At 72.5% G+C, this 26,338-nt stretch carries 22 protein-coding genes and 1 pseudogene; 13 read left to right on the top strand and 10 right to left on the bottom strand.

Translation table 11 applies throughout. The annotated features are described in order from the left end of the window. Positions 1 to 34 precede the first annotated feature (34 nt). Complete coding sequence (locus C1J00_RS12840; RefSeq protein WP_102909177.1) at positions 35 to 778, top strand: IclR family transcriptional regulator; 744 nt, start codon at positions 35 to 37, stop codon at positions 776 to 778. Between the two features lie 165 nt (positions 779 to 943). Here C1J00_RS12840 and C1J00_RS12835 read toward each other — a convergent pair whose 3' ends face one another. The 4 genes from C1J00_RS12835 to C1J00_RS12820 all read right to left on the bottom strand — a co-directional run bounded on the left by C1J00_RS12835 (position 944) and on the right by C1J00_RS12820 (position 4,915). After that, positions 944 to 1,795, bottom strand: coding sequence for an oxygenase MpaB family protein (locus C1J00_RS12835; RefSeq protein WP_102909176.1), 852 nt, complete (start codon positions 1,793 to 1,795; stop codon positions 944 to 946). A gap of 73 nt (positions 1,796 to 1,868) precedes the next feature. Further along, positions 1,869 to 2,750 carry an SDR family oxidoreductase gene (locus C1J00_RS12830; RefSeq protein WP_102909175.1) on the bottom strand — a complete coding sequence of 294 codons (882 nt, stop codon included), beginning with the start codon at positions 2,748 to 2,750 and terminating at the stop codon, positions 1,869 to 1,871. A gap of 43 nt (positions 2,751 to 2,793) precedes the next feature. Further along, positions 2,794 to 4,413 carry a phytoene desaturase family protein gene (locus C1J00_RS12825; RefSeq protein WP_102909178.1) on the bottom strand — a complete coding sequence of 540 codons (1,620 nt, stop codon included), beginning with the start codon at positions 4,411 to 4,413 and terminating at the stop codon, positions 2,794 to 2,796. After that, positions 4,406 to 4,915: an SRPBCC family protein gene (locus C1J00_RS12820; protein ID WP_102909174.1), complete on the bottom strand. Its 510-nt coding sequence runs from the start codon at positions 4,913 to 4,915 to the stop codon at positions 4,406 to 4,408. Before C1J00_RS12820 ends, C1J00_RS12825 begins: the two co-directional genes overlap by 8 nt. A 273-nt stretch (positions 4,916 to 5,188) precedes the next feature. Between C1J00_RS12820 and C1J00_RS12815 the strand changes: the two genes are divergently transcribed. Beyond that, positions 5,189 to 6,592, top strand: coding sequence for a glycoside hydrolase family 16 protein (locus tag C1J00_RS12815; RefSeq protein ID WP_102909173.1), 1,404 nt, complete (start codon positions 5,189 to 5,191; stop codon positions 6,590 to 6,592). 53 nt (positions 6,593 to 6,645) lie between these two features. On the opposite strand, the gene C1J00_RS12810 is transcribed toward C1J00_RS12815, so the two are convergent. Beyond that, positions 6,646 to 7,533: a helix-turn-helix domain-containing protein gene (locus C1J00_RS12810; protein WP_102909172.1), complete on the bottom strand. Its 888-nt coding sequence runs from the start codon at positions 7,531 to 7,533 to the stop codon at positions 6,646 to 6,648. 156 nt (positions 7,534 to 7,689) lie between these two features. Here C1J00_RS12810 and tkt point away from each other — a divergent pair, with 156 nt between their 5' ends. From tkt to C1J00_RS12765, 9 genes are all read left to right on the top strand, one after another. Beyond that, a complete protein-coding gene (gene tkt, locus C1J00_RS12805; protein ID WP_102909171.1) occupies positions 7,690 to 9,765 on the top strand; it encodes a transketolase in 2,076 nt (691 codons plus the stop codon). Between the two features lie 19 nt (positions 9,766 to 9,784). After that, a complete protein-coding gene (gene tal, locus C1J00_RS12800; protein ID WP_102909170.1) occupies positions 9,785 to 10,930 on the top strand; it encodes a transaldolase in 1,146 nt (381 codons plus the stop codon). Continuing rightward, positions 10,927 to 12,609 carry a glucose-6-phosphate dehydrogenase gene (zwf, locus tag C1J00_RS12795; RefSeq protein ID WP_102909169.1) on the top strand — a complete coding sequence of 561 codons (1,683 nt, stop codon included), beginning with the start codon at positions 10,927 to 10,929 and terminating at the stop codon, positions 12,607 to 12,609. Before tal ends, zwf begins: the two co-directional genes overlap by 4 nt. Next, positions 12,606 to 13,541 carry a glucose-6-phosphate dehydrogenase assembly protein OpcA gene (gene opcA, locus C1J00_RS12790; protein WP_102909168.1) on the top strand — a complete coding sequence of 312 codons (936 nt, stop codon included), beginning with the start codon at positions 12,606 to 12,608 and terminating at the stop codon, positions 13,539 to 13,541. Before zwf ends, opcA begins: the two co-directional genes overlap by 4 nt. Then, positions 13,534 to 15,258: a glucose-6-phosphate isomerase gene (gene pgi / locus C1J00_RS12785; RefSeq protein ID WP_102909167.1), complete on the top strand. Its 1,725-nt coding sequence runs from the start codon at positions 13,534 to 13,536 to the stop codon at positions 15,256 to 15,258. Before opcA ends, pgi begins: the two co-directional genes overlap by 8 nt. Before the next feature lies 1 nt (position 15,259). Further along, positions 15,260 to 16,144, top strand: coding sequence for a phosphogluconate dehydrogenase (NAD(+)-dependent, decarboxylating) (gene gnd, locus C1J00_RS12780; protein WP_020277652.1), 885 nt, complete (start codon positions 15,260 to 15,262; stop codon positions 16,142 to 16,144). Positions 16,145 to 16,147: 3 nt separating this feature from the next. Then, on the top strand, positions 16,148 to 16,735 hold the full coding sequence (locus tag C1J00_RS12775; protein ID WP_102909166.1) for a histidine phosphatase family protein: 588 nt from the start codon (positions 16,148 to 16,150) through the stop codon (positions 16,733 to 16,735). Between the two features lie 59 nt (positions 16,736 to 16,794). Continuing rightward, the gene (locus C1J00_RS12770; protein ID WP_102909165.1) at positions 16,795 to 18,261 is read left to right on the top strand and encodes a membrane-associated oxidoreductase; all 1,467 of its coding nucleotides are present in this window, start codon (positions 16,795 to 16,797) and stop codon (positions 18,259 to 18,261) included. Positions 18,262 to 18,433: 172 nt separating this feature from the next. Beyond that, entirely contained in the window at positions 18,434 to 19,099 is a 666-nt protein-coding gene (locus tag C1J00_RS12765) for a TetR/AcrR family transcriptional regulator (RefSeq protein ID WP_102909164.1), read from the top strand. Positions 19,100 to 19,281: 182 nt separating this feature from the next. Here the strand turns inward: C1J00_RS12765 and C1J00_RS12760 are convergent, their stop codons facing one another. Then, complete coding sequence (locus C1J00_RS12760; RefSeq protein ID WP_102909163.1) at positions 19,282 to 19,692, bottom strand: VOC family protein; 411 nt, start codon at positions 19,690 to 19,692, stop codon at positions 19,282 to 19,284. A 223-nt stretch (positions 19,693 to 19,915) separates the two neighbouring features. Between C1J00_RS12760 and C1J00_RS12755 the strand changes: the two genes are divergently transcribed. Next, positions 19,916 to 21,145, top strand: coding sequence for a serine hydrolase domain-containing protein (locus C1J00_RS12755; RefSeq protein ID WP_102909162.1), 1,230 nt, complete (start codon positions 19,916 to 19,918; stop codon positions 21,143 to 21,145). 6 nt (positions 21,146 to 21,151) lie between these two features. Here C1J00_RS12755 and C1J00_RS12750 read toward each other — a convergent pair whose 3' ends face one another. The 3 genes from C1J00_RS12750 to ribA form a co-directional block, all read right to left on the bottom strand. Further along, on the bottom strand, positions 21,152 to 22,309 hold the full coding sequence (locus C1J00_RS12750; RefSeq protein WP_102909161.1) for a saccharopine dehydrogenase family protein: 1,158 nt from the start codon (positions 22,307 to 22,309) through the stop codon (positions 21,152 to 21,154). Then, the gene (locus C1J00_RS12745) at positions 22,299 to 23,360 is read right to left on the bottom strand and encodes a saccharopine dehydrogenase (RefSeq protein ID WP_102909160.1); all 1,062 of its coding nucleotides are present in this window, start codon (positions 23,358 to 23,360) and stop codon (positions 22,299 to 22,301) included. Before C1J00_RS12745 ends, C1J00_RS12750 begins: the two co-directional genes overlap by 11 nt. 214 nt (positions 23,361 to 23,574) lie before the next feature. Further along, a complete protein-coding gene (gene ribA, locus C1J00_RS12740) occupies positions 23,575 to 24,234 on the bottom strand; it encodes a GTP cyclohydrolase II (RefSeq protein ID WP_102909159.1) in 660 nt (219 codons plus the stop codon). Positions 24,235 to 24,275: 41 nt separating this feature from the next. Here ribA and C1J00_RS12735 point away from each other — a divergent pair, with 41 nt between their 5' ends. Then, positions 24,276 to 25,004: a creatininase family protein gene (locus C1J00_RS12735; RefSeq protein WP_102909158.1), complete on the top strand. Its 729-nt coding sequence runs from the start codon at positions 24,276 to 24,278 to the stop codon at positions 25,002 to 25,004. Positions 25,005 to 25,162: 158 nt separating this feature from the next. Here C1J00_RS12735 and C1J00_RS46710 read toward each other — a convergent pair. Continuing rightward, positions 25,163 to 25,921, bottom strand: a pseudogene (locus tag C1J00_RS46710) (lysylphosphatidylglycerol synthase transmembrane domain-containing protein); the annotation flags it as partial. Between the last annotated feature and the right edge of the window lie 417 nt (positions 25,922 to 26,338).

Here is a 26,338-nt window from a genome sequence, read left to right as displayed (position 1 = left end):
CCTACGACCTGGCCCACCCGGGAGACGCCCGGCCATGACCGGCCCCACCGCGCCCGACCGGCTGCTGTCCGTGCTCGCGGCCTTCGACCACGAGCATCCGGCGCTGTGCCTGACGGACATCAGCCGGCGGGCCGGGCTGAGCCTGACCACCGCGCACCGGCTGGTGGGCGCGCTCACCGAGTGGGGCGCCCTGGAGCGGGACGAGTCCGGCGTCTACCACGTCGGACTGCGGCTGTGGGAGCTCGCCGCGCTGGCCCCGCGCGGCCTCGCCCTGCGGCAGATCGCGCTGCCGTATCTCGAGGACCTGTACGAGGCGACGCACGAGAACGTGCAGCTGGCCGTGCGGGACGGCCGGGACGTCGTCTACATCGAGTGGCTGTCGGGGCGGTCGGCGGTCGGCGTGCACATCCGTGTCGGCGCCCGCTGGCCGCTGCACGCCACCGGCGTCGGACTCGCCCTGCTGGCCCACGGCGACCCAGTGTTCCGGCAGGAGTACTGCGCGGGCGAACTCGCGTCCTTCACCCCGTACACGATCACCGAACCGGAGCGGCTGCGGCGGGCGCTGGCCGAAGTGCGCAGGTCAGGCGTGGCGGTGAGCGACCGTCAGATCACCGAGGACGCACTGTCGGTGGCCGCACCGGTGCGCGGGGCGGACGGCACGGTGACCGCCGCCGTGTCGATCGTGGTGCCCAACGCGGACGCCCAGGTGCCGGTCCTCGGCCCGGCCGTGCGGATGGCGGCGCGCGGCATCTCGCGAGCGCTGGGGTGGCAGCCCTGAGCCTCAGGCAGCGCTCCCGGGCCGGAGTCACGCCCCAGGCCGCGCGCCGAATCTCGCGGCTGCTCGGGTGACAGCCCTGAGCGCTCAGGCAGCGCTCCCGAGCCGGAGTCACGCCCCAGGCCGCGCGCCGAATCTCGCGGCTGCTCGGGTGACAGCCCTGAGCGCTCAGGCCTCCCGGGCCGGGGTCATGGCCCAGCGGATGGTCCGGGTCAGGGCCCGGCCGGTCGGGCGTACGGCGAGGTCCTCGACGACCGGCACCCGGGGCAGCCACAGCATGCCGCGCGCCCAGGGCGGGAGCAGGGTGACGGCGTTCGCGGCCAGCCCGCCGTAGAACGGCCGGACGGCGAGCGGCAGGGGAGGCTGGAACAGCAGGAACCGGGCGGCTGCCCTGGCCTCGGGCGTCGCCCGCAGCTCGGGCCTGTAGGCGGTCAGGCGCTCGTCCAGTTCACGGCGGTCCCGTGGCGGGTCGGTCACCCCCAGCGCCTCGGCGACGCGCGCGGTGTCGGCGACGTAGGCGTCGTAGCCGGCGGCGTCCAGGGGCCGGGCCCCGTAGCGTTCGTGGGCGCGCAGGAAGCTGTCCGCCTCGGCGGCGTGCACCCAGCCGAGCAGATGCGGGTCGGCCGCGTGGTACGGCACGCCCTCGGCGCTCGTGCCGCGGATCCGCTCGTGGATGCCCCGCACGTGGTCGACCGCCTGCTGGGCGTCCACGGCGGTGCCGTACGTCGTCACGGCCAGGAAGGTGCTGGTGCGCTGCAGCCGGCCCCACGGGTCGCCGCGGAAGCCGGAGTGCCCGGCGACGGCCGCCATCGCGAGCGGGTGCAGCGACTGCAGGAGCAGGGCGGTCAGCCCGCCGATGAACATCGAGGCGTCGCCGTGGACCGTGCGGATCGGCCGGTCCGGCCCGAACCAGCGCGGGCCCGGCGTGTGGTGGATACGGGCACGGGTCGCGGGTCCTCCCGGGCCGGCGACGCGGCGGAACAGGGCCTGGCCCAGCTGTTCACGGACTCCGGTCAGCACGGTCGGCCTCCCTTCTCCTGCTGACCAGTGTCCGGCATGACCGGGCCCTTGCGGCCATGCCGGTCTGCCGGAGTCAGGGCCAGGGCTCGGCCGCCGCGCGGTCGGCGCGTCCACCGGCGCCGAGCGGGCCGGTGTAGCCGACCGGGCCCGAGGCCTCCAGGCGGGGCAGAGCGCGACGTGAGACGCGCAGGACCACGGGGGGCATGGCCGGGCGTATCGGCTGGGCCAGCCGCAGCCAAGCCGGTGCGTACACGGCCGTGCGCCGCCGCTCCATGCCCCTGACCATGCGGGCGGCGACCACGTCCACGGGGTACACGCGGCGGGCCGGCGGCGGCATGTGCAGGCGCAGTTCCCGCAGGACGGCGTACCGGTCGGCGTCGCGGATCATGTCGGTGTCCGTCCAGTTGAGGTAGGCGATGCCCACCCCGACACCGCGGTGCGCCACCTCCGCCCGCAGGGAGTGCGCGAAGGCCTCGACCCCCGCCTTGGAGGCGCAGTAGGCGCTCATGAGCGGGGCGGCGCCGATCGAGGCCAGGGAGGCGACCTGGAGGAAGTAGCCCTCCGTGGCGAGCAGGTCCGGCAGGAACGCCCGGGCGGTCTGGGCGCTGCCGGTGAGGTTGACGTCGATCACGCGCCGCCAGGCGGCCGGGTCCGAGGCGAGAAGGGCGCCGCCTTCGGCGATACCGGCGTTCGCCACCACGGCCGAGGGGCGGCCGAGGCGGTCCCGCACGGTGGTTGCCGCGGCCTCCAGCGCGGAGAGGTCGGTGACGTCGGCCTCCAGGGCGAGGGCCGGGCCCGGCAGGGAGGCGGCCACCGCGTCCAGGGCGGTCTTCTCGTGGCCGACGAGCGCCACCCGGGCGCCGCGCCGGGCGGCTTCGCGGGCCAGAGCCGCGCCCACGCCGCGGGCGGCTCCCGTGACGACGATGGTGCGATCGGCGAGTGGACTGCCGGCCATGGGCTGCCCTTCCTTCCGGCTCGGGCCTGTCCGGAGGGCGGGGTCAGCGCCTGGCTCCGGTGCGGTCACGGTGGGCGAGGAGCCGCTGGGCGCCGGCGAGACCGGGGGGCCGGTTGCGGCGCAGGGCGGCCCGGGCGGCGTTGGCTCCGGGCGCACCGTGCACCCCGCCGCCGGGATGGGCTCCGGAGGAGGCGAGGTACAGGCCCGGCACCGGGGTCTCCGGGCGGCCGGTGCCGGGCAGGGGGCGGAAGACGAGCTGCTGGTGCATCGCGGTGGTGCCCCCGTTGATGGCGCCGCCCGCGAGGTTGCCGTCGAGCGCCTCCAGGGTCGGGGGCGCCAGGATGCGGCGGCCGCGGATCAGGGAGCGGAAGCCGGGTGCGAAGCGTTCCACCTGGCGTTCGCACCGGTCGGCCATGAGTTCCTGGTCCTTGGTGTCCCAGCGGCCGGTGATGCCCTCGTCCGCGGCGTCGGCGGCGATCTCGTGGGGAAGGTGCGTGTAGGCCCAGGCGGACTCGGTGCCCTGAGGGGAACGGGAGGCGTCGGAGGTGGTCATCTGGCCGAAGATCAGGAACGGCCGGTCCGGGACCTGCCGCATGGCGATCTGCGCGGCGAAGCGCGTGAGCTCGTCCATGCCGTCGGCGAGGTGCACGGTGCCGGCCCGGGACGCCTGATCGGTCTGCCAGGGCACCGGGCCGTCGAGCGCCCAGTCGACCTTGAACGTGGCGAAGTCCCACTGGAAGCGCCGCAGGTCGTCCAAGAGCTGCGCGGGCAGGTGCTCGGGCTCGACGAGCTCGCCGTACAGCAGGGGCACCGACACGTCCGCGAGCACAGCCCGACGGGCCCGCACCGCGTCACCGGACGCCGTGCGCACGCCGAGCGCCCGCCCGCCGCCGACGACGATCCGCTCGACGCGCTGTCCGCAGCGCACCCGCCCGCCCCGGGACTCCAGGCGGCGCACCAGGGCCGAGGTCAGCGCCCCGGAGCCGCCGGCCGGGACCGGGAAGCCGTAGGTCTGCCCCAGCATGGCCATCAGCCAGCCGAAGCCGCCGCTGCCGGCCGTCTCGGGGGCGAGGTCGGCGTGCAGGGCGTTGCCGGCCAGCAGCAGGCGCCCGCCCTGGCCTCGGAACTCCTCCTCCCCCAGGCGCCGCACCGGCAGCACCAGGGAGCGGGCCATGCGCAGTCCGCCCGCCGCCCGCAGCCGCCGGGCCAGCCGTGCCGTCGCGCGGACCGGCGGGAACGGGGTGAACAGGGCGTCCAGGAGGTCGGGGCGCAGGTTCTCCCACACCTCGTGCAGCCGCTGCCAGGCGGCTCCGTCGCCCGGCTCGAAGGTGTCCAGCGACGCGGCGGTGGCGTCGATGTTCCGGTCCAGGGCGGCACAGCTGCCGTCGGTCAGGGGGTGGGCGAGCACGCTGGGCGCGTGGCTCCAGCGCAGCCCGTGCTCCTCGGGGTGCAGGGAGGCAAGGACGGGCGAGGCTGCCGCGAGCGGATAGAAGGAGCTGAACAGGTCGTTGACATAGGCGGGGTCGACGCCCCGGTCGTGGCGTACGGCGCCGCCCGGTTCGGGCTGCTCCTCCAGCACCTCGACGCTCCATCCGGCGTCCGCGAGGACATTGGCCGCGACCAGACCGTTGGGGCCCGCGCCGATCACCACGGCGTCAGGCATGACCGGCACCGCCGGCTTTGGATCCCGTGGTCACCTGGCCCAGGGCGCGCCCGGTGCCTCCCGGCTGCCCTGCCTCCGCCTCGCACAGCCTGGCCAGCCGGGCCAGCATCGTGCGGTGGCGCAGCTGGATCAGCGCCTCGAAGCCGACGTTGTGCAGCCGGCCGCCCGCGCCCCGCAGGGGATGCTCGTCCACGATCACCAGGGAGTGCTCGCCCCAGGGCCGCAACTCGATCGCGATGCGGGCCGTGCCCAGGGCACCGGCCTTGGCCTCCAGCTCCAGCCGGGTGCCCTCCTCGCAGGAGCGGACGACGGTCTCGTTGTCGAGCCGCACCGGGCCGAGCCGGACCTGGTAGCGGATCGCGGCGCCCGTGCGCGGCCACTGTCCGCGCACCGGGTGGGACTCCGAGGTGCCCACGACCCACTCCGCGTAGCGGTGGCCGTCGGCCAGGACGTCCCACACGGTGCCCGGGCCGACTCGGATGAGGTGATGGCGTACGGCCACGAATGCCTCCTGCTGCGCTCGACCGGTGGTCCTTCGTCCACCCCGAGTGCCCCGGGAGTCCTGGTTCAACAGCGACACTTCGGGCGACCGGCGAAGGGGACGAGAGCGCTCACGAGAGCGCTCTCACGTCCACCTCTCCCTGGTCCCTTCAAGAGGTGCACTCATCAGTCGTCCCGTACTTTTCCCGGCTTTACCTCTTGACGCCCCGGACGTCGTGGAGCACATTGGCGGCACTTTGAGAGCGCTCTCACCCCTTCTCCGAGAGGCCCCCACATGAGCGGAACCTCAAGCACCCCCCGCAGACCCCGCAGACCCCGTCCCTTCCGACGGGCGTTCGTCGCCGTCGTCAGCACCCTCGGCCTCGCGGCCGCCGCCTCGGCGGTCGCCACCCCGTCCGCGAACGCCTCAGCGCCGCCGCCCCCGTCGGGCTGGACGCAGGTGTTCGTGGACGACTTCAACGGCGCCGCCGGCACCGGCGTCAACACCTCCGACTGGCGGTACGCGACCGGCAGGGGGTACCCGGGCGGTCCCACGGGCTGGGGCACCGGCGAGATCGAGACGATGACGGACAGCACGGACAACGTCGCGCTCGACGGCAACGGCAACCTCCGCATCACGCCCCGCCGCGACTCCGCGGGCAACTGGACCTCCGGCCGCGTCGAGACCAACCGCACCGACTTCCAGCCCCCGGCCGGCGGCAAGCTCCGGGTCGAGTCCCGCATCCAGGTGCCGAACGTCACCGGCGCCGCCGCCAAGGGCTACTGGCCGGCGTTCTGGATGCTGGGCGCCCCGTACCGCGGCGACTACTGGAACTGGCCGGCGGTCGGCGAGCTGGACATCATGGAGAACACCCAGGGCATGAACACGGTGTTCGCCACGATGCACTGCGGCACCTCGCCGGGCGGCCCCTGCAACGAGACCAGCGGCATCGGCGGTTCGACCACCTGCCAGGGCACCTCCTGTCAGGCCGGCTTCCACACCTACCGGATGGAGTGGGACCGCTCGACGAGCGTCGAGGAGATCCGCTTCTACCTCGACGGCGTCAACTTCCACACGGTGCGCGCCAACCAGGTCGACACGACGACCTGGCGGAACGCCACCGACCACGGCTTCTTCATCATCCTGAACGTCGCGATGGGCGGCGGCTTCCCCGACGCGTTCGGCGGCGGCCCGGACGCCGGGACGCAGCCCGGCCACCCGATGGTCGTCGACTACGTCCAGGTGCTGTCGTCCGGCGGCGGCACCACGCCTCCCCCGGCCGGTGACCGCGACGCATTCCGCACCATCGAGGCCGAGTCCTACGACGGCCAGTCCGGCGTGGTCACCGAGACGACGTCCGACTCCGGCGGCGGCCGGAACGTCGGCGCGCTCGCCAACGGCGACTGGCTGCACTACAAGGGCGTCGACTTCGGCTCCTCGGCGGCCCGGCAGTTCAGCGCCCGGGTGGCGAGCGGAGCAGTGGGCGGCGTCAGCGGGCTGGTCGAGGTGCGGCTGGACAGCCGCGGCAACGCGCCGGTGGGGAGCTTCGCGGTGGGCGGCACCGGGGGCTGGCAGTCGTGGCGGACCATCCCGGCCAACATCAGTGGCGTGACCGGCACGCACGACGTGTATCTGACCTTCACCAGCGGTCAGCCGGCGGACTTCGTGAACGTCAACTGGTTCACCTTCGGGCGCTGAGTGCAGCGAGGAGGGGCTCCACGCGCGCGCGTGGGGCCCCTCTTCGCGCGTTCTCAGCGCAGTTCGGCCCGGAAGGCCGCCGGCGTCTGGTCCGTGTGCTGGTGGAAGAACCTGGAGAAGTTCGCGGCGTCCGGGAAGCCGACCGCCACGCCGACCCGGCCGATCGGCAGTTCGGTGTGGGCGAGGAGCCGTTTGGCCTCCAGGACCACGCGTTTGTCGATGAAGGCCTTGGGGGTCTCGCCGGTCGCGGCGCGCACCGCCCGGACCAGGGTGCGGCGGGAGTACCCGAGCGCGTCGGCGTAGGCGCTGACGCTGTGGTTGGTGGCGAACTCCCGCTCCACGGCGTCCCGGAAGCGGGTGAAGGTGGAGTCGGGGCGCCGGTGCGGGGCCGGGGCCGAACTCGCCGCGAGATGGGCGAGACGCAGCAGGAACGCCGTCAGCGTGTGGCGCAGGACGGCGGTGTGCAGGCTCAGCGGGAGGGTGGCCGCGTCCTGGTACTCGCGCCGCAGCTGTGCGAGCGCGGCTTGCAGACCGGCGAGTTGGGGCGCGTCGGGGCGCAGCAGCGGCGGCATGTCGTAGCGGTAGAGGCCGGTGGCCTCCACGGTCGAGCGGGGCAGGAAGCCGGGCTGCATGGTCAGCGCGGTTCCGCGGTACTCGCCGGTGCGCGAGAAACGGTGGACCTGCCCCGGGCGGATCCACAGCAGGTCCCCGGCCGTGGCGTCGTACTCGGTGAAGTCGACCATGTGCCGGACCGGGCCCGCGCCGAACAGCATCACGACGTGGAAGTCGATGCGGTGCAGGCGCTCCAGGGGCGCGTCGGCGTGCCAGGTGCGGCCGGCGCCCATCGGCCCGATCTGCATGCCCACGCCGCCGACGCTGAGTTCGACCGGGAAGGGGAAGGTATCGATCCCGTCGCCGCCTTGAATGCTTCTGTCCGCCATGCCCGCCTCGTCCCGCCCCGTTCGCGCGCCCTGCTGCCGCCGGGTGTCCCACTTTCACCACAGGCTGGCACACGCCGACCTTCCGCAGTAAAAGTCAGACTTTTAGTTTTGAACGCGTCAGTCAGCAACTCCGCTCCGATCGAGGACTTCTTGAAGATGAGCACGCAGACAACGGACAGTTTCGAATGGACCGAACTCGACCGGCGTGCCGTCGACACCGCGCGGCTCCTGGCCGTCGACGCCGTCCAGCGGGTGGGCAACGGGCACCCCGGCACCGCGATGAGCCTGGCACCGGCCGCCTACACGATCTTTCAGAAGATGATGCGGCACGATCCCGCCGATCCCGAGTGGACCGGCCGTGACCGCTTCGTCCTGTCCCCCGGCCACACGTCCCTGACCCTGTACACGCAGCTGTACCTGGCGGGCTACGAGCTGGAGCTGGACGACCTGCAGGCGTTCCGCACGCACGGCTCCAAGACTCCGGGCCACCCCGAGTACGGGCACACCGCGGGGGTGGAGACCACCACGGGCCCGCTCGGCCAGGGCGTCGCGAACGCCGTCGGCATGGCGATGGCCGCCCGCTACGAGCGCGGTCTGTTCGACCCGGACGCCCCCGAGGGCGACTCCCCCTTCGACCACACGATCTGGGCGATCGTCTCCGACGGCGACCTCCAGGAGGGCGTCTCCGCGGAGGCCTCCTCGCTCGCCGGCCACCAGAAGCTGGGCAACCTGGTCTTCCTCTACGACGACAACCACATCTCCATCGAGGGCGACACCGCGACCGCTTTCTCCGAGGACGTGCTGAAGCGCTACGAGGCCTACGGCTGGCACGTGCAGCGGATCGAGCCGCGGGAGGACGGCGACATCGACGTGCGAGCGCTGCACGGGGCGCTGAGGGCGGCTCAGGCCGAGACCGCCCGACCGTCCATCATCGCCATGCGCACGATCATCGCCTGGCCCGCCCCGAACGCGCGCGACACGGAGGCCTCCCACGGCTCGGCGCTCGGCGAGGACGAGGTCGCCGCCACCAAGCGCCTCCTCGGCTTCGACCCGGAGCGGTCCTTCGAGGTCGCCGACGAGGTGCTGGCCCACACCCGCCGGGCCCTGGACCGCGGGGCCGAGGCGCACGCCGCCTGGGACAAGCGGATCGCCGTCTGGCGGGGCGACAACCCGGACCGGGCCGCCACGTTCGACCGTGTCAGCAAGGGTGAGCTGCCCGAGGGCTGGGTGGACGCCCTGCCGGTGTTCGAGTCCGGCGGGGCGGTCGCCACCCGTGCCGCCTCCGGCAAGGTCCTCCAGGCACTCGGCCCGGTCGTCCCCGAGCTGTGGGGCGGCTCGGCCGACCTGGCGGGTTCGAACAACACCACCATCGACAAGACCAGTTCGTTCCTCCCGGAGGGCAACCCGCTGCCCGAGGCCGACCCGTACGGCCGCACGATCCACTTCGGCATCCGCGAGTTCTCCATGGCCGCGGAGATGAACGGCATCGCCCTGCACGGCAACACCCGGATCTACGGCGGCACCTTCCTGGTGTTCTCCGACTACATGCGCAACGCGGTGCGGATGTCCGCCCTGATGCAGCTGCCGGTTACGTACGTGTGGACGCACGACTCCGTCGGCCTGGGCGAGGACGGCCCGACCCACCAGCCGGTGGAGCACCTGGCCGCGCTGCGGGCCATCCCGGGCCTGAACGTCGTACGCCCCGCCGACGCCAACGAGACCGCGATCGTCTGGGCCGAGATCCTCGAGCGCCACAGCACCGCCCCGGCCCCGCACGGCCTCGCGCTCACCCGCCAGGGCGTGCCCACGTACGAGCCGGACCCGGACGCGGCGCGCGGTGGTTACGTGCGGTTCGAGGCCGAGGGCGGCAAACCCCAGGTGATCCTGATCGCGACCGGTTCCGAGGTGCATGTCGCCGCCGGGGCGCGCGAGCTGCTCGAGGGCGCCGGCGTGCCCACCCGCGTCGTGTCGATGCCGTCCGTGGAGTGGTTCGAGGAGCAGCCGCGCTCGTACCGCGACAGCGTGCTTCCGCCGTCGGTGAGGGCCCGGGTCGCCGTCGAGGCCGGGATCGGCCTGACCTGGCACCGGTTCGTCGGGGACGCGGGACGCATCGTCTCCCTGGAGCACTTCGGCGCCTCCGCCGACGCGCGGACCCTGTTCGCCGAGTACGGCTTCACCCCCGAGAACGTCGTCGCCGCCGCGCGGGAATCCCTGTCCGCGGCTCGTGGCTGACCGCACCGCCCGAAGGAAGATGATCACTGTGACCGAAGCGACCGCGAACGCGGGAGCACTCAAGCGCCTGTCCGACGAGGGCGTGTCGATCTGGCTCGACGACCTGTCGCGCCGGCGGATCGAGTCCGGCAGCCTGGCCGGGCTCGTCGCCACGGGGAACGTCGTCGGCGTCACCACCAACCCGTCCATCTTCCAGGCCGCCATCGGCTCGGGGGCGGGATACGAGGAGCAGCTCGCCGACCTGGCGGTGCGCGGGGTGACCGTCGACGAGGCCGTCCGGATGATGACGACCGCCGACGTCCGGGCCGCCGCCGACGTGCTGCGGCCGGTGTACGAGGCGAGTGGCGGCCGGGACGGCCGGGTCTCCATCGAGGTCGACCCGCGGCTGGCCCACGACACGGCGGCGACCGTCGCCGAGGCCCGGCAGCTGGCCTGGCTGGTGGACCGCCCCAACGTGATGATCAAGATCCCGGCGACGGAGGCGGGCCTGCCGGCGATCACGGAAGTGACCGGAGCGGGTATCAGTGTCAATGTGACGCTGATCTTCTCCCTGGAGCGCTACCGCGAGGTGATGGACGCCTACCTCGCCGGTCTGGAGAATGCGCGGGCGGCGGGGCTGGGCCTGTCGGCCGTTCACTCGGTCGCGTCGTTCTTCGTCTCCCGTGTGGACTCCGAGATCGACAAGCGGCTGGCGCTACTGGGCACGGACGAGGCCCTCGCCCTCAGGGGCCGGGCGGCCCTGGCCAACGCCCGGCTCGCCTACGAGGCGTACGAACAGGTCTTCGACGGGGAGCGCTGGCGGGCCCTGGAAGGCGCCGGAGCCAACCGGCAGCGCCCCCTTTGGGCCTCCACCGGTGTGAAGGACCCCGCCTACAAGGACACCCTGTACGTGGACGAGCTGGTCGCCCCCGGCACGGTCAACACCATGCCGGAGGCCACGCTGAACGCCGTCGCCGACCACGGCGACGTCCGGGGCGACACCGTCACCGGCGGCTACGACCGGGCCCGCGCGGACCTGGCGGCCGTCGAACGGCTCGGCATTGCATACGACGAGGTGGTGCGGCAACTGGAGGACGAGGGCGTGGCCAAGTTCGAGGTGGCCTGGCAGGACCTGCTGGACGCGGTCACCAAGTCCTTGAACAGCAAGGGAGTTGACGCGCAATGAGCGAGGGCATCGAAGGCATCCCCCAGACGGCCGAACAGGAGACCAAGGGGACCAAGGAGGACAAGGAGGCCCGGGCGGCCCAGGAGGCGGCCGGGGTCGAGCAGACCGGGGTGAGCGGCGCGGCGGAGGCCGCCCCGGCCACGGACCGCGCCGACACCGACTTCGTCAACCCGCTGCGCGACCCGCAGGACCGCCGGCTGCCCAGGATCGCGGGTCCTTCCGGGCTGGTCATCTTCGGCGTGACCGGCGACCTGTCCCGCAAGAAGCTCATGCCGGCGGTGTACGACCTGGCCAACCGCGGCCTGCTGCCGCCGGGCTTCTCCCTGGTGGGCTTCGCCCGCCGGGACTGGGAGGACCAGGACTTCGCGCAGGTGGTGCACGACGCGGTCCGTGAGCACGCGCGCACCCCGTTCCGCGAGGAGGTCTGGCAGCAGCTCGCCGAGGGCATGCGGTTCATCCCCGGCGACTTCGACGACGACACGGCGTTCAAGCAGCTGCGCTCCGCCGTCGAGGAGCTGGACGCCTCCCGGGGCACCAGCGGCAACTACGCCTTCTACCTCTCGGTGCCGCCGAAGTTCTTCCCGAAGGTCGTCCAGCAGCTGAAGAAGCACAAGCTGGCGAGCGCCCCCGAGGGCTCCTGGCGCCGCGCGGTCATCGAGAAGCCGTTCGGGCACGATCTGCGCTCGGCCGAGGAGCTCAACGCGATCGTGCACGACGTGTTCGACCCGGAGCAGGTTTTCCGCATCGACCACTACCTGGGCAAGGAGACCGTCCAGAACCTCCTGGCGCTGCGCTTCGCCAACCAGATGTTCGAGCCGATCTGGAACCGGTCGTACGTCGACCACGTGCAGATCACCATGGCCGAGGACATCGGCATCGGCGGCCGGGCCGGCTACTACGACGGCATCGGCGCCGCCCGTGACGTCATCCAGAACCACCTGCTCCAGCTGATGGCGCTCACCGCGATGGAGGAACCGGCCGCCTTCGACGCGGCCTCGCTGCTCACCGAGAAGCTGAAGGTCCTCAAGGCCGTGCGGCTGCCGCAGGGCCTGGGGCAGGGCACCGTGCGCGGGCAGTACGCGGCGGCGTGGCAGGGCGGCACCAAGGTGCGCGGCTATCTGGAGGAGGACGGCATCGACCAGTCCTCGACCACCGACACGTACGCCGCGGTCCGGCTCCAGGTGGAGAACCGCCGCTGGGCCGGTGTCCCGTTCTACCTGCGCACCGGCAAGCGGCTGGGCCGCCGCGTGACGGAGATCGCCGTGGTGTTCCAGCGGGCCCCGCACTCCCCCTTCGACTCCACCGCGACCGAGGAGCTGGGCTCGAACGCGATCGTCATCCGCGTCCAGCCGGACGAGGGCATGACGGTCCGCTTCGGCTCGAAGGTGCCGGGCACCTCGATGGAGATCCGGGACGTGACGATGGACTTCGCCTACGGCGAGTCGTTCACCGAGTCGAGCCCCGAGGCGTACGAACGGCTGATCCTCGACGTCCTCCTGGGCGACGCCAACCTGTTCCCCCGTCACCAGGAAGTGGAAGAGTCCTGGAAGATCCTCGACCCGATCGAGCAGTACTGGGCCACGCACGGCCGGCCCGCGCAGTACACCTCGGGCAGCTGGGGACCCGAGGAAGCCGACGAGATGCTCGCACGAGACGGACGGAGCTGGCGCAGGCCATGAAGATCGACCTGACCGATACGACGGCAAGCAAGATCAACAAGGCGCTGGTGCAGGGCCGCCGCGCCATCGGCACGCCCGCCGTGGGCATGGTCCTGACGATGGTGATCGTCACGGACGAGGAGAACGCCTACGACGCGATCAAGGCGGCCGAAGAGGCCTCGCACGAGCACCCCTCGCGGACCCTGGTCGTCATCAAGCGGCACGCCCGCACCCCGCGCGACCGCCAGTCCTCCCGGCTGGACGCCGAGGTCCGGGTGGGCGCCGACGCGGGCACCGGCGAGACGGTGATCCTGCGGACCTACGGCGAGGTGTCCGACCACGCGGACTCGGTGGTGCTGCCGCTGCTGCTGCCGGACGCGCCGGTGGTGGTGTGGTGGCCGGTGGACGCCCCCGAGGTGCCTTCCAAGGACCCGCTCGGGGCGCTGGCCCAGCGGCGGATCACCGACCTGTACGCCGTCGAGGACCCCCTGGAGACGCTCCAGGCCCGGGTCCGCGCCTACGCGCCGGGAGACACCGACCTCGCCTGGACCCGGCTGACGCCCTGGCGCTCGATGCTGGCGGCGGCGCTGGACCAGGCCCGGGCGCGGATCGTCTCGGCGGCGGTGGAGGCCGAGGCCGACAACCCCGCCGCCGAACTGCTGGCCCGCTGGCTGGAGGCGCGGCTGCACGTCCGGGTGGACCGCGTGGTCACCGCCGGGCCGGTCGTGACGGCCGTGCGCCTGGGCACGGAGAACGGGGAGATCGTCATCGACCGCCCCGAAGGGCCGCTGGCCACGCTGACCCTGCCGGGCCAGCCGTCGCGCACCCTCGCCCTGAAGGTCCGTGCCACCTCCGAACTCATCGCCGAGGAGCTGCGGCGCCTCGACGCGGACGAGATGTACGCCATCGCCCTGAACGGCGAGGCGACCGAGGAGACCCCTGCCCATGTCTGACTCCCCCTCCGCAACCCCCCGGCTCACCCGGCGTCCCGAGTGGACCGCCCTGGAGGACCACCGCAAGGACGCCCTGCCGCAGCCCGATCTGCGGGAGCTGTTCGCGGCGGATCCGGGGCGCGCCGAGCGCTACGTCGTGCACGTCGGCGACCTGCGGATCGACTACTCCAAGCACCTGGTCACCGACGAGACGCTGGCCCTGCTCCAGGAGCTGGCCGTCGCCACCGACGTGTTCGGGCAGCGCGACGCCATGTTCCGCGGCGAGAAGATCAACACCACCGAGAACCGGGCCGTGCTGCACACCGCGCTGCGCGCCCCGCGCGACGCCGTGATCGAGGTCGACGGCGAGAACGTCGTCCCCGGCGTGCACGCGGTGCTCGACAAGATGGCCGCCTTCGCGGACCGGGTGCGCTCCGGGGAGTGGACCGGACACACCGGCCGGCGGATCCGGAACGTCGTCAACATCGGCATCGGCGGCTCCGACCTCGGCCCCGCGATGGCGTACGAGGCGCTGCGGCCGTTCACCGCACGGGAGCTGACGTTCCGCTTCGTGTCGAACGTGGACGGCTCCGACCTGCACGAGGCGGTACGGGACCTGGACCCGGCGGAGACGCTGTTCATCGTCGCGTCCAAGACCTTTACCACGATCGAGACGATCACGAACGCCACGTCGGCGCGCTCCTGGCTGCTCGAAGGTCTCGGGGATGGGGGCACCTCCCGCTCGAGCGAAGCCGGGAGTGGGGGAGACAAGGCGGTGGCGAAGCACTTCGTCGCGCTGTCGACCAACGCGGAGAAGGTCGCCGAGTTCGGCATCGACGTCGACAACATGTTCGAGTTCTGGGACTGGGTCGGCGGCCGCTACTCCTACGACTCCGCGATCGGCCTGTCCCTGATGATCGCCATCGGCCCGGACCGCTTCCGGGAGATGCTCGACGGCTTCCGCATCGTCGACGAGCACTTCCGCAACGCCCCGGCCGAGGCCAACGCCCCGCTCGTCATGGGCCTGCTGGGCATCTGGTACGGCAACTTCCACGACGCCCAGTCGCACGCGGTGCTGCCCTACAGCCACTACCTGTCCAAGTTCACCGCCTACCTCCAGCAGCTCGACATGGAGTCCAACGGCAAGTCGGTGGACCGCGACGGGAACCCGGTGGACTGGCAGACCGGGCCGGTGGTGTGGGGCACGCCGGGCACCAACGGACAGCACGCCTACTACCAGCTCATCCACCAGGGCACCAAGCTCATCCCGGCGGACCTCATCGGCTTCGCCCGGCCCGTCGCCGAGCTCGGTGACGAACTGAAGGCGCAGCACGACCTGCTGATGGCCAACCTGTTCGCACAGGGGCAGGCGCTCGCCTTCGGCAAGACCGCCGAGGAGGTGCGGGCGGAGGGCGTGCCCGAGGAGCAGGTGCCGCACCGCACGTTCCGGGGCAACCGCCCGACCACGACGATCCTCGCCACCGAACTGACCCCGTCGGTCCTCGGCCAGCTGGTCGCCCTCTACGAGCACAAGGTGTTCGTGCAGGGCGCGGTCTGGAACATCGACTCCTTCGACCAGTGGGGCGTCGAGCTCGGCAAGGTCCTCGCCAAGCGCGTCGAGCCCGCCCTGACCGAGACGTTTTCATCAGCCGCTGACGCGGCGGGGTCCGTCCCCGGTCTCGATTCGTCCACGGCCGCGCTGGTGGCCGCCTACCGCAATCTTCGGGAAGTGAACTGACATGCAGATCGGTCTTGTGGGTCTCGGCAAGATGGGCGGCAACATGCGCGAGCGCCTGCGCAACGCCGGCCACACCGTCATCGGCTACGACACCAACCCGGACAAGTCCGACGTGGCCAGCCTGGCCGACCTCGTCAACCAGCTGGAGGCGCCGCGCACGGTCTGGGTCATGGTCCCGGCCGGCGACCCCACCCAGCACGTCATCGACCGTCTGGCGGACCTCCTCAAGCCGTACGACACGGTGGTCGACGGCGGCAACTCCCGCTGGACGGACGACGAGAAGCACGCCGAGGAGCTGAGCAAGCGCGGCATCGGCTTCGTCGACGCGGGCGTCTCGGGCGGCGTGTGGGGCCTGAAGAACGGCTACGCCCTGATGGTCGGCGGCGAGAAGGAGTACGTCGACCGGCTCCGGCCGATCTTCGAGGCGCTCAAGCCGGAGGGCCCGTACGGCTTCGTCCACGCGGGCAGCGTGGGCGCCGGGCACTTCGCGAAGATGGTCCACAACGGCATCGAGTACGCGATGATGCAGGCCTACGCCGAGGGCTGGGAGCTGCTGGAGGCCGTGGACTCGGTGGACAACGTCCGCGAGGTGTTCCGCTCCTGGCAGGACGGCACCGTCATCCGCTCCTGGCTGCTGGACCTCGCGGTCAACGCGCTCGACGAGGACGAGCACCTGGAGGGCCTGCGCGGCTACGCCCAGGACTCCGGCGAGGGACGCTGGACCGTGGAGGCCGCGATCGACAACTCCGTGCCGCTGCCCGCGATCACCGCGTCCCTCTTCTCCCGCTTCGCCTCCCGGCAGGACGACTCGCCGCAGATGAAGATGATCGCGGCGCTGCGCAACCAGTTCGGCGGCCACGCCGTCGAGTCCGCGAAGAAGGCGTAGGACGTGGGAGATCTGCTGCTGGTCCGCCACGGCGAGACGGAGTGGAGCCGGAGCGGACAGCACACCAGCTTCACCGACCTGCCCCTCACCCGGCACGGTGAGGAGCAGGCCGAGTCCCTCGCCCCGCTCCTGGCGGGCCGTACCTTCGCCCTGGTCCTCACCAGCCCGCTCGCCCGCGCGGTGCGCACCGCCGAACTCGCGGGCCTGACCGGGACCGTGCGGGACGCGGACCTGCACGAGTGGTACTACGGCGCCTACGAGGGCGTCACCACCGAGGAGATACACCGCACCCGGCCCGACTGGGACCTGTGGACCGACGGCGGGCCGGCCGGCTCCGACGGCCGGCCCGGCGAGTCGCCCGCCGAGGTCGGCGAACGCGCCGACCGGGTGCTCGGCCGGGCGGCGAAGGCGCTGCCCGAGGGCGATGTGATGCTGGTGGCGCACGGCCACTTCCTCCGCGTGCTGACGGCCCGGCGGCTGGGCCTGTCCCCTGCCGAGGGGCGGCTGTTCCGGCTGGAGACCGGGACGGTCTGCCGGCTGTCGACCGAGCACGGCCGGCCCGTGCTCGCGGAGTGGAACACCAGGGCGTAACCGGCCCCGGCCGGAGGTGAGTTGACAGCCTCCGGCCGGGCGCGTCAGAGTCCCCGCTGATGGAGATCGACGACATGACACCCGCCGAGGAGCGGGTGTGGCGTGCCTATCCGCGGGGCCAGGACGTGGACTTCCGGGGCCCGGCCGACGAGGACCCGGCGCGGGGCGCGGACTGGGGACCCGAACGGACCGTGCGCGCGTCCGTGGTGCGGGCGCTGCTGCTGAGCGCCCCGCAGGAGGACGGGGAGACGGCCGCCCTCCGGCTGGCGGGCGCACGGATCACCGGGGCTCTGAACCTCCAGTACGGCGAGATCGACCACGCCGTGCGCCTCAGTCACTGCTGGTTCGAGCACGTGCCCGTGCTCTACGCGGCCCGGCTGCGTCAGCTGAACCTGCGCGGCTCGGTGCTGCCCGGCCTGGACGCCGCCACCCTGCGGGTCGAGGGCGTCCTGCGCATGTCGGACTGTCTGTTCGACGGGCCCGTGCGGCTGGGCGGGGCGCAGATCTCCGGCGCGCTGTTCATGGACGGCGCCGCCATCGACGAGCCGCCGCACGGTCAGCCGGCGCTCCAGCTCAACCATGTGACCATCGGGGACGGCCTGTCGGCGCCGGGCCTGCGCACGCGCGGCGAGGTGCGGCTGACGGGCTCGTCGGTCGCCGGCACCGTCGACCTCAACGCGGCGCGGCTCACGGCCGGTGCGGGTGAGATCGCCCTCGACGCGGAGACGCTCACCGTCGAGGGCGACGCCCTGCTGCGCGAAGCGGACGTGCTGGGCTGGATCGGCCTGCGCGGCGCCCGGATCGCGGGCCGCCTCGACCTGTCGCACGCCCGGCTCGCGAACCCGGGGGACGCGGCGCTGCGGGCCAGCAGCTGCACCATAGGGCTACTCTGGCTGCGCAAGGGCCCTCGCCCGGAGGGCACCCTCAATCTGCGCCGTGCCCAGGTGGACGTGCTGTTCCTGGAGCCGGAGGTGGTCCCCGACGAGGTCCTGCTCAACAGTCTCGTCTACACCTCCCCCACCCCGCACGAGCCCGCCGAGCGGCGTCTGGTGATGCTGGAGCGGGATGGCGAGGGGTATGTTCCGCACGCCTACGAGCAGTTGACCGCCGCCTACCGCAGGATCGGCGACGATCCGGCCGCCCGCCTCGTCCAGCTCGCCAAGCAGCGCCGCCGGCGCGGCACCCTGCCCTGGTACGGCCGGCTGTGGGGCCATGTGCAGGACGCCACCGTCGGTTACGGCTTCCGTCCCCTGCGGGCCGCGGGCTGGCTGGTGTCGCTGCTCATGGCCGGCTCCCTCGCCTACGCGCTGCACCACCCAGCGCCGCTGAAGGCGGACGAGGCACCGCAGTTCAACCCGGTGTTCTACACACTCGACCTGCTGCTGCCGGTGATCTCCTTCGGACAGGAGGCCGCGTTCGCCCCCACCGGCGGCTACCAGTGGCTCTCCTACGCCCTGGTGCTGACGGGCTGGATCCTCGCCACCACCGTCGTCACCGGCATCACCCGGACCGTCAGCCGCATGTGAGTGCCCGCACCGCGTGCGTGCCGGACCAGTTCGCAGAAGGCCCGGCCGACGGTGCGGGTGCGGCAGCCGTGTCGGCTGTGTCAGCCGGGGGCGACCTCGGGAAGACCACGTCGCCGGGTGGCACCCTGCTCCTAGAATCACCGACAGCGGCCCCTGCGCTCCGAGGAACCTGATGACCAGCGACGAAGAACCGTCACAGCATGGCGAGTGCATCCGTGACGCGGCCCGTACCCGGGCCGAGATCCTGGACGTCGCCACGCAGGAGTTCGCGCGGGCCGGCTACGACGGGGCCCGGGTGGACGAGATCGCCGCCCGCACCCGCACCACCAAGCGGATGATCTACTACTACTTCGGCGGCAAGGAGCAGTTGTTCACGGCCGTGCTGGAGCGCGCGTACGGCGTGATCCGGGAGGCGGAGCAGCAGCTCGACGTCGACCATCCTGACCCGGTGGCGGCCATCCGGCGCCTGGCCGAGCTGACCTTCGACCACCATGAGCAGCACCCCGACTTCATCCGCCTGGTCAGCATCGAGAACATCCACCGGGCACAGCACATCGCCGGCTCCGAGAAGCTCGGGAAGATCGGCTCCCCCGCCCTGGACGTGATCCGGCGGATCCTGGCGTCGGGCCAGGAGTCGGGGCTGTTCACGGCCGACGTCGACGCCGTCGACCTGCACGCGATGATCTCCTCGTTCTGCTTCTTCCGGGTCTCCAACCGGCACACCTTCGGCGCGCTGTTCGGCCGCGACCTGCTCGACCGGGGGCGGCGCGCGCACTACCGCGCCATGCTGGGCGACATGGTGATCGCGTACCTGACGGCGGAGCGGACGACGGACTGAACGCCCGGAGCGCGCCCCCCTGACACCGGCGGCACACCGATGCACATCACCGGCTGTCCCCTATTGAGTACCCAGCGGGTCGATCAGCCGTGATCGGCACGTCCCCCTCCCGGTGGTTGTGCGCCGGGCGCGGTGCGTGGGGCTGGCCGCGCAGTTCCACGCACCCCTCAGGCCTCGACGCGTCAGGTGTTGGACCAGGCCCGCCGGCACAGGACCAGGCGGTAGCCGTCCGGGTCCTCGACGGTGACGCCCCACTGGTTCCAGTAGGGGTTGGGGGACTCGACCCGCTTGCCGCCGTGCTCCTCCAGGCGGGCGACCAGGTCGTCCGGAACGGGACCGTCCACGTAGACGACCAGCAGGTCCTCCTCCGTGGGGCGCGGTTCGACCGGGCGGGCGGGCTCGTGCACGAGCTCCAGGTGCCAGTCGGCGTCGGGCCAGCCGAGCATCAGCAGGTCGTGTTCCCCGGGTCCGTCCCCGCCCTCGGCCCGCCGCACCACGCCGAGCCCGAGCCCTGCGCTCCAGAACCGCTCGGCCGCCGCCAGGTCCCTCGACGGACGGGCGATACGGATGTGACTGCGACCGTTCACGGGCATCGTGACCTCTTCTCCTGGCGTCCTTCACCACTGCGACGACCCGAGCCTAGGAAACCGGCTTCCGCCGGGCCATCGGCCATTGGTCCTCGGTCCCGGGCCCCGGATCCCTCGCTCACGTGTTCCTGCGCGATCATGAACGGTTCCTGCACCACGGAAAGGGTCTGAGGCGGCCCGGGCGGGGTATGCCGGATCTCACCTCGACCAGCGCGACGGGAGAAGAGCCATGGCACAGCTGCGACAAGAGGTCGATCCGGGTGAGGCCGGGCTGGATCCGCAGGTGCTGGGCCGCATGGACCGGCACTTCGCCCGGCTGGTCGACGACGGGCGTCTGCCGGGCTTCCTCGTCTCCGTCGCCCGGGGCGGGCACGTCGCCCATCTGACGACACACGGTCTGCGCGACATCGCGGCCGGGCTCCCGGTCGAGCCCGACACGCTGTGGCGGGTCTACTCCATGACGAAGCCGGTCACCGCGGTCGCCGCGCTGCTGCTGGTGGAGGAGGGACGGCTCTCCCTGGACGACCCGGTCGCCGGCCACCTGCCCGCCTTCGCCGACCCGCGGGTCCACGTCGGCGGCTCCGGGGCGGACGTCGAGACCCGACCCGCCGAGAGCCCCATACTCGTCCGGCATCTGATGACCCACACCGCGGGCCTGACCTTCGGCTTCTACCACACCCACCCCGTCGACGCGCTGTACCGCGCGGCCGGGCTGGAGTCGTCGGTACCGCCGGGCGCGGACCTGGCCGAGACCATCGAGGTGTACGCGAGCCTGCCGCTGCAGTTCGACCCGGGCACCGAGTGGAACTACTCGGTCGCGAGCAACGTCCTGGGCCGGATCATCGAGGTCGTCTCCGGGCAGCCGCTCGACGTGTTCTGCGCCGAGCGGATCTTCGGGCCGCTCGGCATGACGGACGCCGGCTTCCATGTCACCGACGCGCAGGCGCCCCGGCTGTCCGAGATGTACGGGGAGAAGGAGGGCGGCGGCATCGAGCCGGCCCCGGGGCTCCCGCTGCGCGGTCGGCCGCGATTCCTGTCGGGCAGCGGCGGCATGGTGTGCTCGGCCCACGACTACCACCGCTTCATGGAGTTGCTGCGCCGCCGGGGCGAACTCGACGGCGTGCGGCTGCTCGCCCCGCAGACCATGGACCTCATGACCCGCAACCACCTGCCCGGCGGCGCCGATCTGCGGGCCTTCGGCAGCCGCCCCGCCCACGACGAGCCCGGCAACGAGGGGCTCGGCTTCGGCCTCAACTGCTCCGTGGTGATCGACCCGTCCCGCACCCTGGTGCCGTCAGGACTCGGCGCCTTCGGCTGGAGCGGCGTGGCCACGACGACGTTCTGGGTGGATCCGGGCCGCGACCTGACGGTGCAGTTCATGACGCAGGTGCGGCCCAGAACCCCTCACTCGGTCTTCAAGGACCTGAAGCGGCTGGTTCACGAGGCGCTGTCGGACTGATGCCCGCTACTGATCGACGCGCAGTGCGAACTCCACCCCGCTCCCGGCCAGTTCCCGTAGCCACTGCCCGGAGCGGGCGGCCGTCCCGGCCGCGCGGTTCAGGCCCGGCGGCAGGGAGCCGTCCAGGACGTGACGGACACCCAGCGCGAGGGTCCGCGAGACGCAGCGGGCCATCGCGCTCTCCTCGGCGTCGCCCACCAGGTCGAGGAGGTATCCGCCCTTCCACGACCGCCCCGAGGCGGCGCGTACGTCCAGGGACACGGCGAGGACGACCCGGTCGTGGTCGTCGTCCGTGGTGGGGTAGGCGGCGGCCAGTTCGCGGGCGAGGGCGGCGATGCGCCCGTCGTCGCCTGTCTTGAGCTCCTCGAAGACGCCGTCCCAGGCTCGCAGCCAGCCCTCCAGACGCAGGGTGCCGCGCACGAACGTCCGCGGTGTCCAGGCGTCCGGCAGCCCGTACTGCGCGACGAACGGGACGCTGTCGCGGTTGGGATAGACCTCGAAGGTCTCCCCGTCGACGACATGCCGCCGGGTCGCCTCCCAGGGCCGCTCGGCGACCGTCCGCGCACCGCCCTCGATGTAGCGGGCCGGGGAGCGCAGGGCGCCCAGGACACCCGCCGGTGCCCAGCTGAAGCGGTACGTGAAGTCGTTCGGGACGGCGGGGATTCCGCCGCAGTACGACGTGAGGGTGTACGAGGCGGGCGTCTCGTCGCCGATCGCCTCGCGGGCCCGGGCGACCAGGTCGTGGGCGAACAGGTGGTCGATGCCCGGGTCGAGCCCGGCCTCGGTGAGGACGACGAGCCCGGCCCGCACAGCGGCGGGCACCTGCTCCAGCACCGCGTCCGACACATAGCTGGAGCACGCGAAGTGCGCCCCCTGCCGGACGCACTCGGCGAGCAGCGGGGCGTGCTCCGGCGCCGGCAGCATCGACACGACGACATCGCCCGGCGCGAGTTCGCAGGCGAGCGCGGGAAGGGTGTACGCGCGGGGTTCGGCCCGGCCGGCGAGACCCAGCCGGCCGAGGGCGTCTGCGGCGCGGGCCTCGGTGCGGTGCCAGAGCCGGACGCGCTCGGCGGTGTCGCACAGCGCGGCGAGACCGCTGCCCGTGGACAGTCCGGCTCCGATCCAGTGGACGGTGCCGCTCGCCGCCGCCGGTTCAGTGGTCATAGGGCTTCCCGTCGTCGAGGCCGAGTGCACGGGACGTGTCACGGAACCGCTCCAGGCAGCGCCCCCAGGCCCCGGAGACGCCGAAGTCGAGCAGGTGGGGCAGCAGGGCGGCCGAGAAGTCGGCGCTGGACTCCAGCGGCAGCAGGGAGGGCAGGTTGTCGATGGCGATGAGGTCGAGCGGCGGTTCGTCGCGCAGCCGGCGGACCGGCTCGTCCCAGTCGGTGGTCTCGTCGTACACCGGAAGGACGTTGAGCGGGGAACCGACGTCGCAGGTCACGTCGCACAGGGTGCGCAGGCGGCGGCCGGGGGCGTCGAGGTCCTGCTCGCGGAGGAAGGGCGGGACGGGGGTGGTGGCGAGCACCGCGTTCACCATCACGTCGTGCCGCAGCAGCGCGGGGCGGTCCAGGTCCCGGGTCTCGGCGAGGTCCCAGCAGGCCGGGTCGACGCCGGCGGTGGCGAAGGCCGCGCGGGCGCCGCGGCCGCTGCGGCCCAGGGCGCCGATGACGAGGCCGGTGAACCCGGCGTCGGAGGCGGCGGGCTTCAGCGTCTCGTCCAGGTCTTCCTTGGTGGTCGGCGTCAGCGGTGCCCGCAGCCGGTCCCGGTGCCGGAGCACGGCCAGGGCGGCGCCGAGATAGCCGGCCCAGAAGCCGAAGGCGGCGAGGCGCCGCCCCGTGTCGTCCACCAGGTACTCCAGGTCGAACAGCGCCCCGCCCCCTGCGGCGAACCGGCCCAGCAGCTCCGCCGCTCCCGGCTGGCCCTTGTAGGCGTGGCCGAAGAAAATGTGCCGGTGCGTCAGTTCCGCCGGTTCCGCGGGCAGTTCCTTCAGGCCGAGCACGACGGCGTCCCGTGGGGCCGTCACCCAGGAGCCCGCGGGGGCGAGGCGGCAGCCGGCCGCCTCGTACTCCTCGATCGGGAAGATGCGCTGCGGGGACTCCTCGACGGTCAGTTCCACTCCGTTCCCGACGAGCCGCCGGGCGTCGTCGGGCACGATCGGAGTGCGTCGCTCGGTCGTTCGGGCCTCGTGGCGCAGCCACAGATGGAGCTCGGTCATACCAGGTGGGCCTCCGGGTGAGGCGTCGGCCGCTGAGAGCCGACGCTTCTGGGTCGGACGTCCACGAAGCGTACGCGGCCCGCCTGCGGGTCGCGTACGGATTCGCCCAGGTCACGTCGGGGAACCGGGACCGGCCGGGGTGGTCAGGAGGAGCTGACCACCGCGTCACGGATTCGCTCAGGTCACGTCGAGGGACCGGGACCGGCCGGGGTGGTCAGGAGGAGCTGACCACCGCGTCCAGGTGCGGCAGGTGATGGTCGAGGCGCTCCCGCTTGGTGCGCAGATAGGTGATGTTGTTCTCGCACGGCGGGATCAGCAGCGGTACCTGCTCGGCGACCTCGATGCCGTGGTCCACCAGCGCCTCGCGCTTGCGCGGGTTGTTGGACATCAGGCGCACCGACCGCACGCCGAGGTCCTCCAGGATCCGGGCGGCGACTCCGTAGTCGCGGGCGTCGACCGGGAGGCCGAGGGCGAGGTTGGCCTCGACGGTGTCGAGGCCCTCGGCCTGCAGGGCCATCGCGCGCAGCTTGGCGAGCAGGCCGATGCCGCGGCCTTCATGCCCTCTGAGGTAGACCACGACGCCGGCGCCCTCGGCGACGACCGCGCGCAGGGCGGCGTCGAGCTGGTCGCCGCACTCGCAGTGCTGGGAGCCGAAGGCGTCACCGGTCAGGCACTCCGAGTGCAGCCGGATGAGGACGTCGTCCGTGCCGATCTCTCCGTAGACCAGCGCCACCTGTTCGTCACCGCGGTCATGGTCCAGGTAGCCGACCGCCTGGAATTTCCCGTACACGGTGGGCAAGGGCGCATTCACGACGCGTTCCACGCCGGTCCGCTGCGCCGACTTCTTGCCGAGTACGCCAACTTTTTCTGTCATGATTCTCGAGTTCCTAAGCAGAGACGAAAGGCCGTGACGTTATGAGTGATCTGGTGCCGGCGGACACCACGGAAGACGTACGGACGCGGGGCGCCGATGTCTCACGGCAGGTCGCGGTGCTTCCCGTGGGGAGCTTCGAGCAGCACGGTCCGTACCTCCCGCTGGCGACCGACACGCTCGTCGCCTGTGCCGTCGCGCGGGAGATAGCCGGCGCGTACCCGGTGCACCTCCTTCCTCCGGTGACGATCTCGTGCTCGCACGAGCACGCGGCCTGGCCGGGGACCGTGAGCATCTCCTCGGTGACCCTTCATGCGGTGGTACGGGACATTGCGGCTTCGCTGCGCCGGTCCGGCGTCGACGCCCTGGTGGTGGTCAACGGGCACGGCGGCAACTACGTGCTGGGCAACGTGGTTCAGGAATCCTCCGCGCGCGGCGAGCGGATGGCGCTCTTCCCGGCCGCGGAGGACTGGGAGGCGGCGCGCGAGCGGGCGGGGGTGGTCACCTCGCTGCTCACCGACATGCACGCGGGGGAAATAGAGACCTCCATCCTTCTGCACGCTCATCCCGAAATGCTCCGTCCCGGTTATGAGACTTCCGATTTCGTCGCTGACGACCGGCGTCATCTGCTCACCCTCGGCATGTCCGGCTACACCGATTCCGGTGTCATCGGTCGTCCCTCGCTGGGTTCGGCGGAAAAGGGGAAGGAACTCCTGGCGAGCCTGGCGGATTCCTTCGGGGCGTATTTCTCGATGCTGACCTCCGACGCGTAGTCAACCTGCGGCGCGGGCTCGGGTTCCGGGGCCTGTGCGGTGGCCCGGGACCCGGCCCGCAGGCCCGCGTACCAGCGCGCGACGAGGACGATCAGGCCGGGCAGGCTCGCCACGAGGCTGAGCACCCCGTAGACGACCGCGACGGCCAGTCCCCGGCCCGCGCCGAGCCCCGCGGCGCCGAACGCCCAGGCGGTGACGCCCTCCCTGGGCCCCCAGCCGCCGACGTTCAGCGGCAGCCCCATCGCCAGCAGGGCGAGGACCGCGAGGGGCAGCAGGACGGCCACGGAGGCGGCGGTCCCGGCGACCCGGGCGGCGAGTACGAACATCGCGACGTAACCTGCCAGCACCACCGCGGAGGAGACGACCACTCCGGGCCCGTTCCGACGCGACAGCAGCCCTTCGCGGGCCTCGGCGAGGACCGCGCGCAGCCTGCGGCCGCGGGCGGAGGGCGCCGGGCGGTTCATGCGCAGGGCGAAGACGACGGCGAGTGCGCCCAGGGCGGCCAGGGCCGCGAGCGGGGCGATGTGCCGGGCCTCGTCCAGTACGGGGGACGGCATGACCAGCAGGACGACAGCACCGACCGCGAACAACGCGATCTGCCCGGCGGTCCGTTCGAGGACGACGGCCTTCACACCCCGCCGCAGATCCCCCTCGCTCTGCCCGTGCCGCACGGCCCGGTGCACATCGCCGAGGACGCCGCCGGGCAGCGCCGCGTTCAGGAACAGCGCACGGTAGTAGTCGGCGACGGCCGGTCCGAACGGCAGCCGGATCCTGAGCCCCCGGGCGACGATCGCCCACCGCCACGCGCTGCACACGGTGGTGACGAGCCCGATGCCGAGCGCGAGCAGCAGCGACACGCCGTCGATACGCCGCAGCCCGTCCAGGAAGACGCCGGTACCGAGCCGCCAGAACAGCACCGCCAGGATGGCGATCCCGGCGATGGTGCCGAGATGCGTACGGACCGCCGGAGTGCCGAGCCGGGCGAGAGCGGTACGGATCGGGCCACGCGGAGAAGCACCGGCGCGGTCCTGGGCGGGCGACGACGTACCGGTGCCGTTCGGGCCGACGGAGCCGGCGCCGCCCAAGCCGGCGCTGTCCGTGCCGACGCTGTCCGTACCGGTGTCGGTCGGGGCGGTGTCGGTCGGGGCGGTGTCGATGGAGCCGTCGCCGCCCAAGCCGGCGCTGTCCCTGTCGGCGCTGTCCCTGCCGCCGTCGATCCGGGCGGTACCGCCCAGGCCGGTGCCGTTCGGGCCAGTGCCCTCCGGGGCGGGCGGCGACGTGCTGTCGGCGGCCGGCGGCGGGACTGCGGCCAGCCGGCCCGGGCCGGCCGGGGT

The organism is Streptomyces cahuitamycinicus (assembly GCF_002891435.1).
GTDB lineage: Bacteria > Actinomycetota > Actinomycetes > Streptomycetales > Streptomycetaceae > Streptomyces > Streptomyces cahuitamycinicus.
The sequence above is the reverse complement of the archived record's forward strand: the minus strand, read 5'-3'. Positions and strand labels throughout refer to the sequence as shown.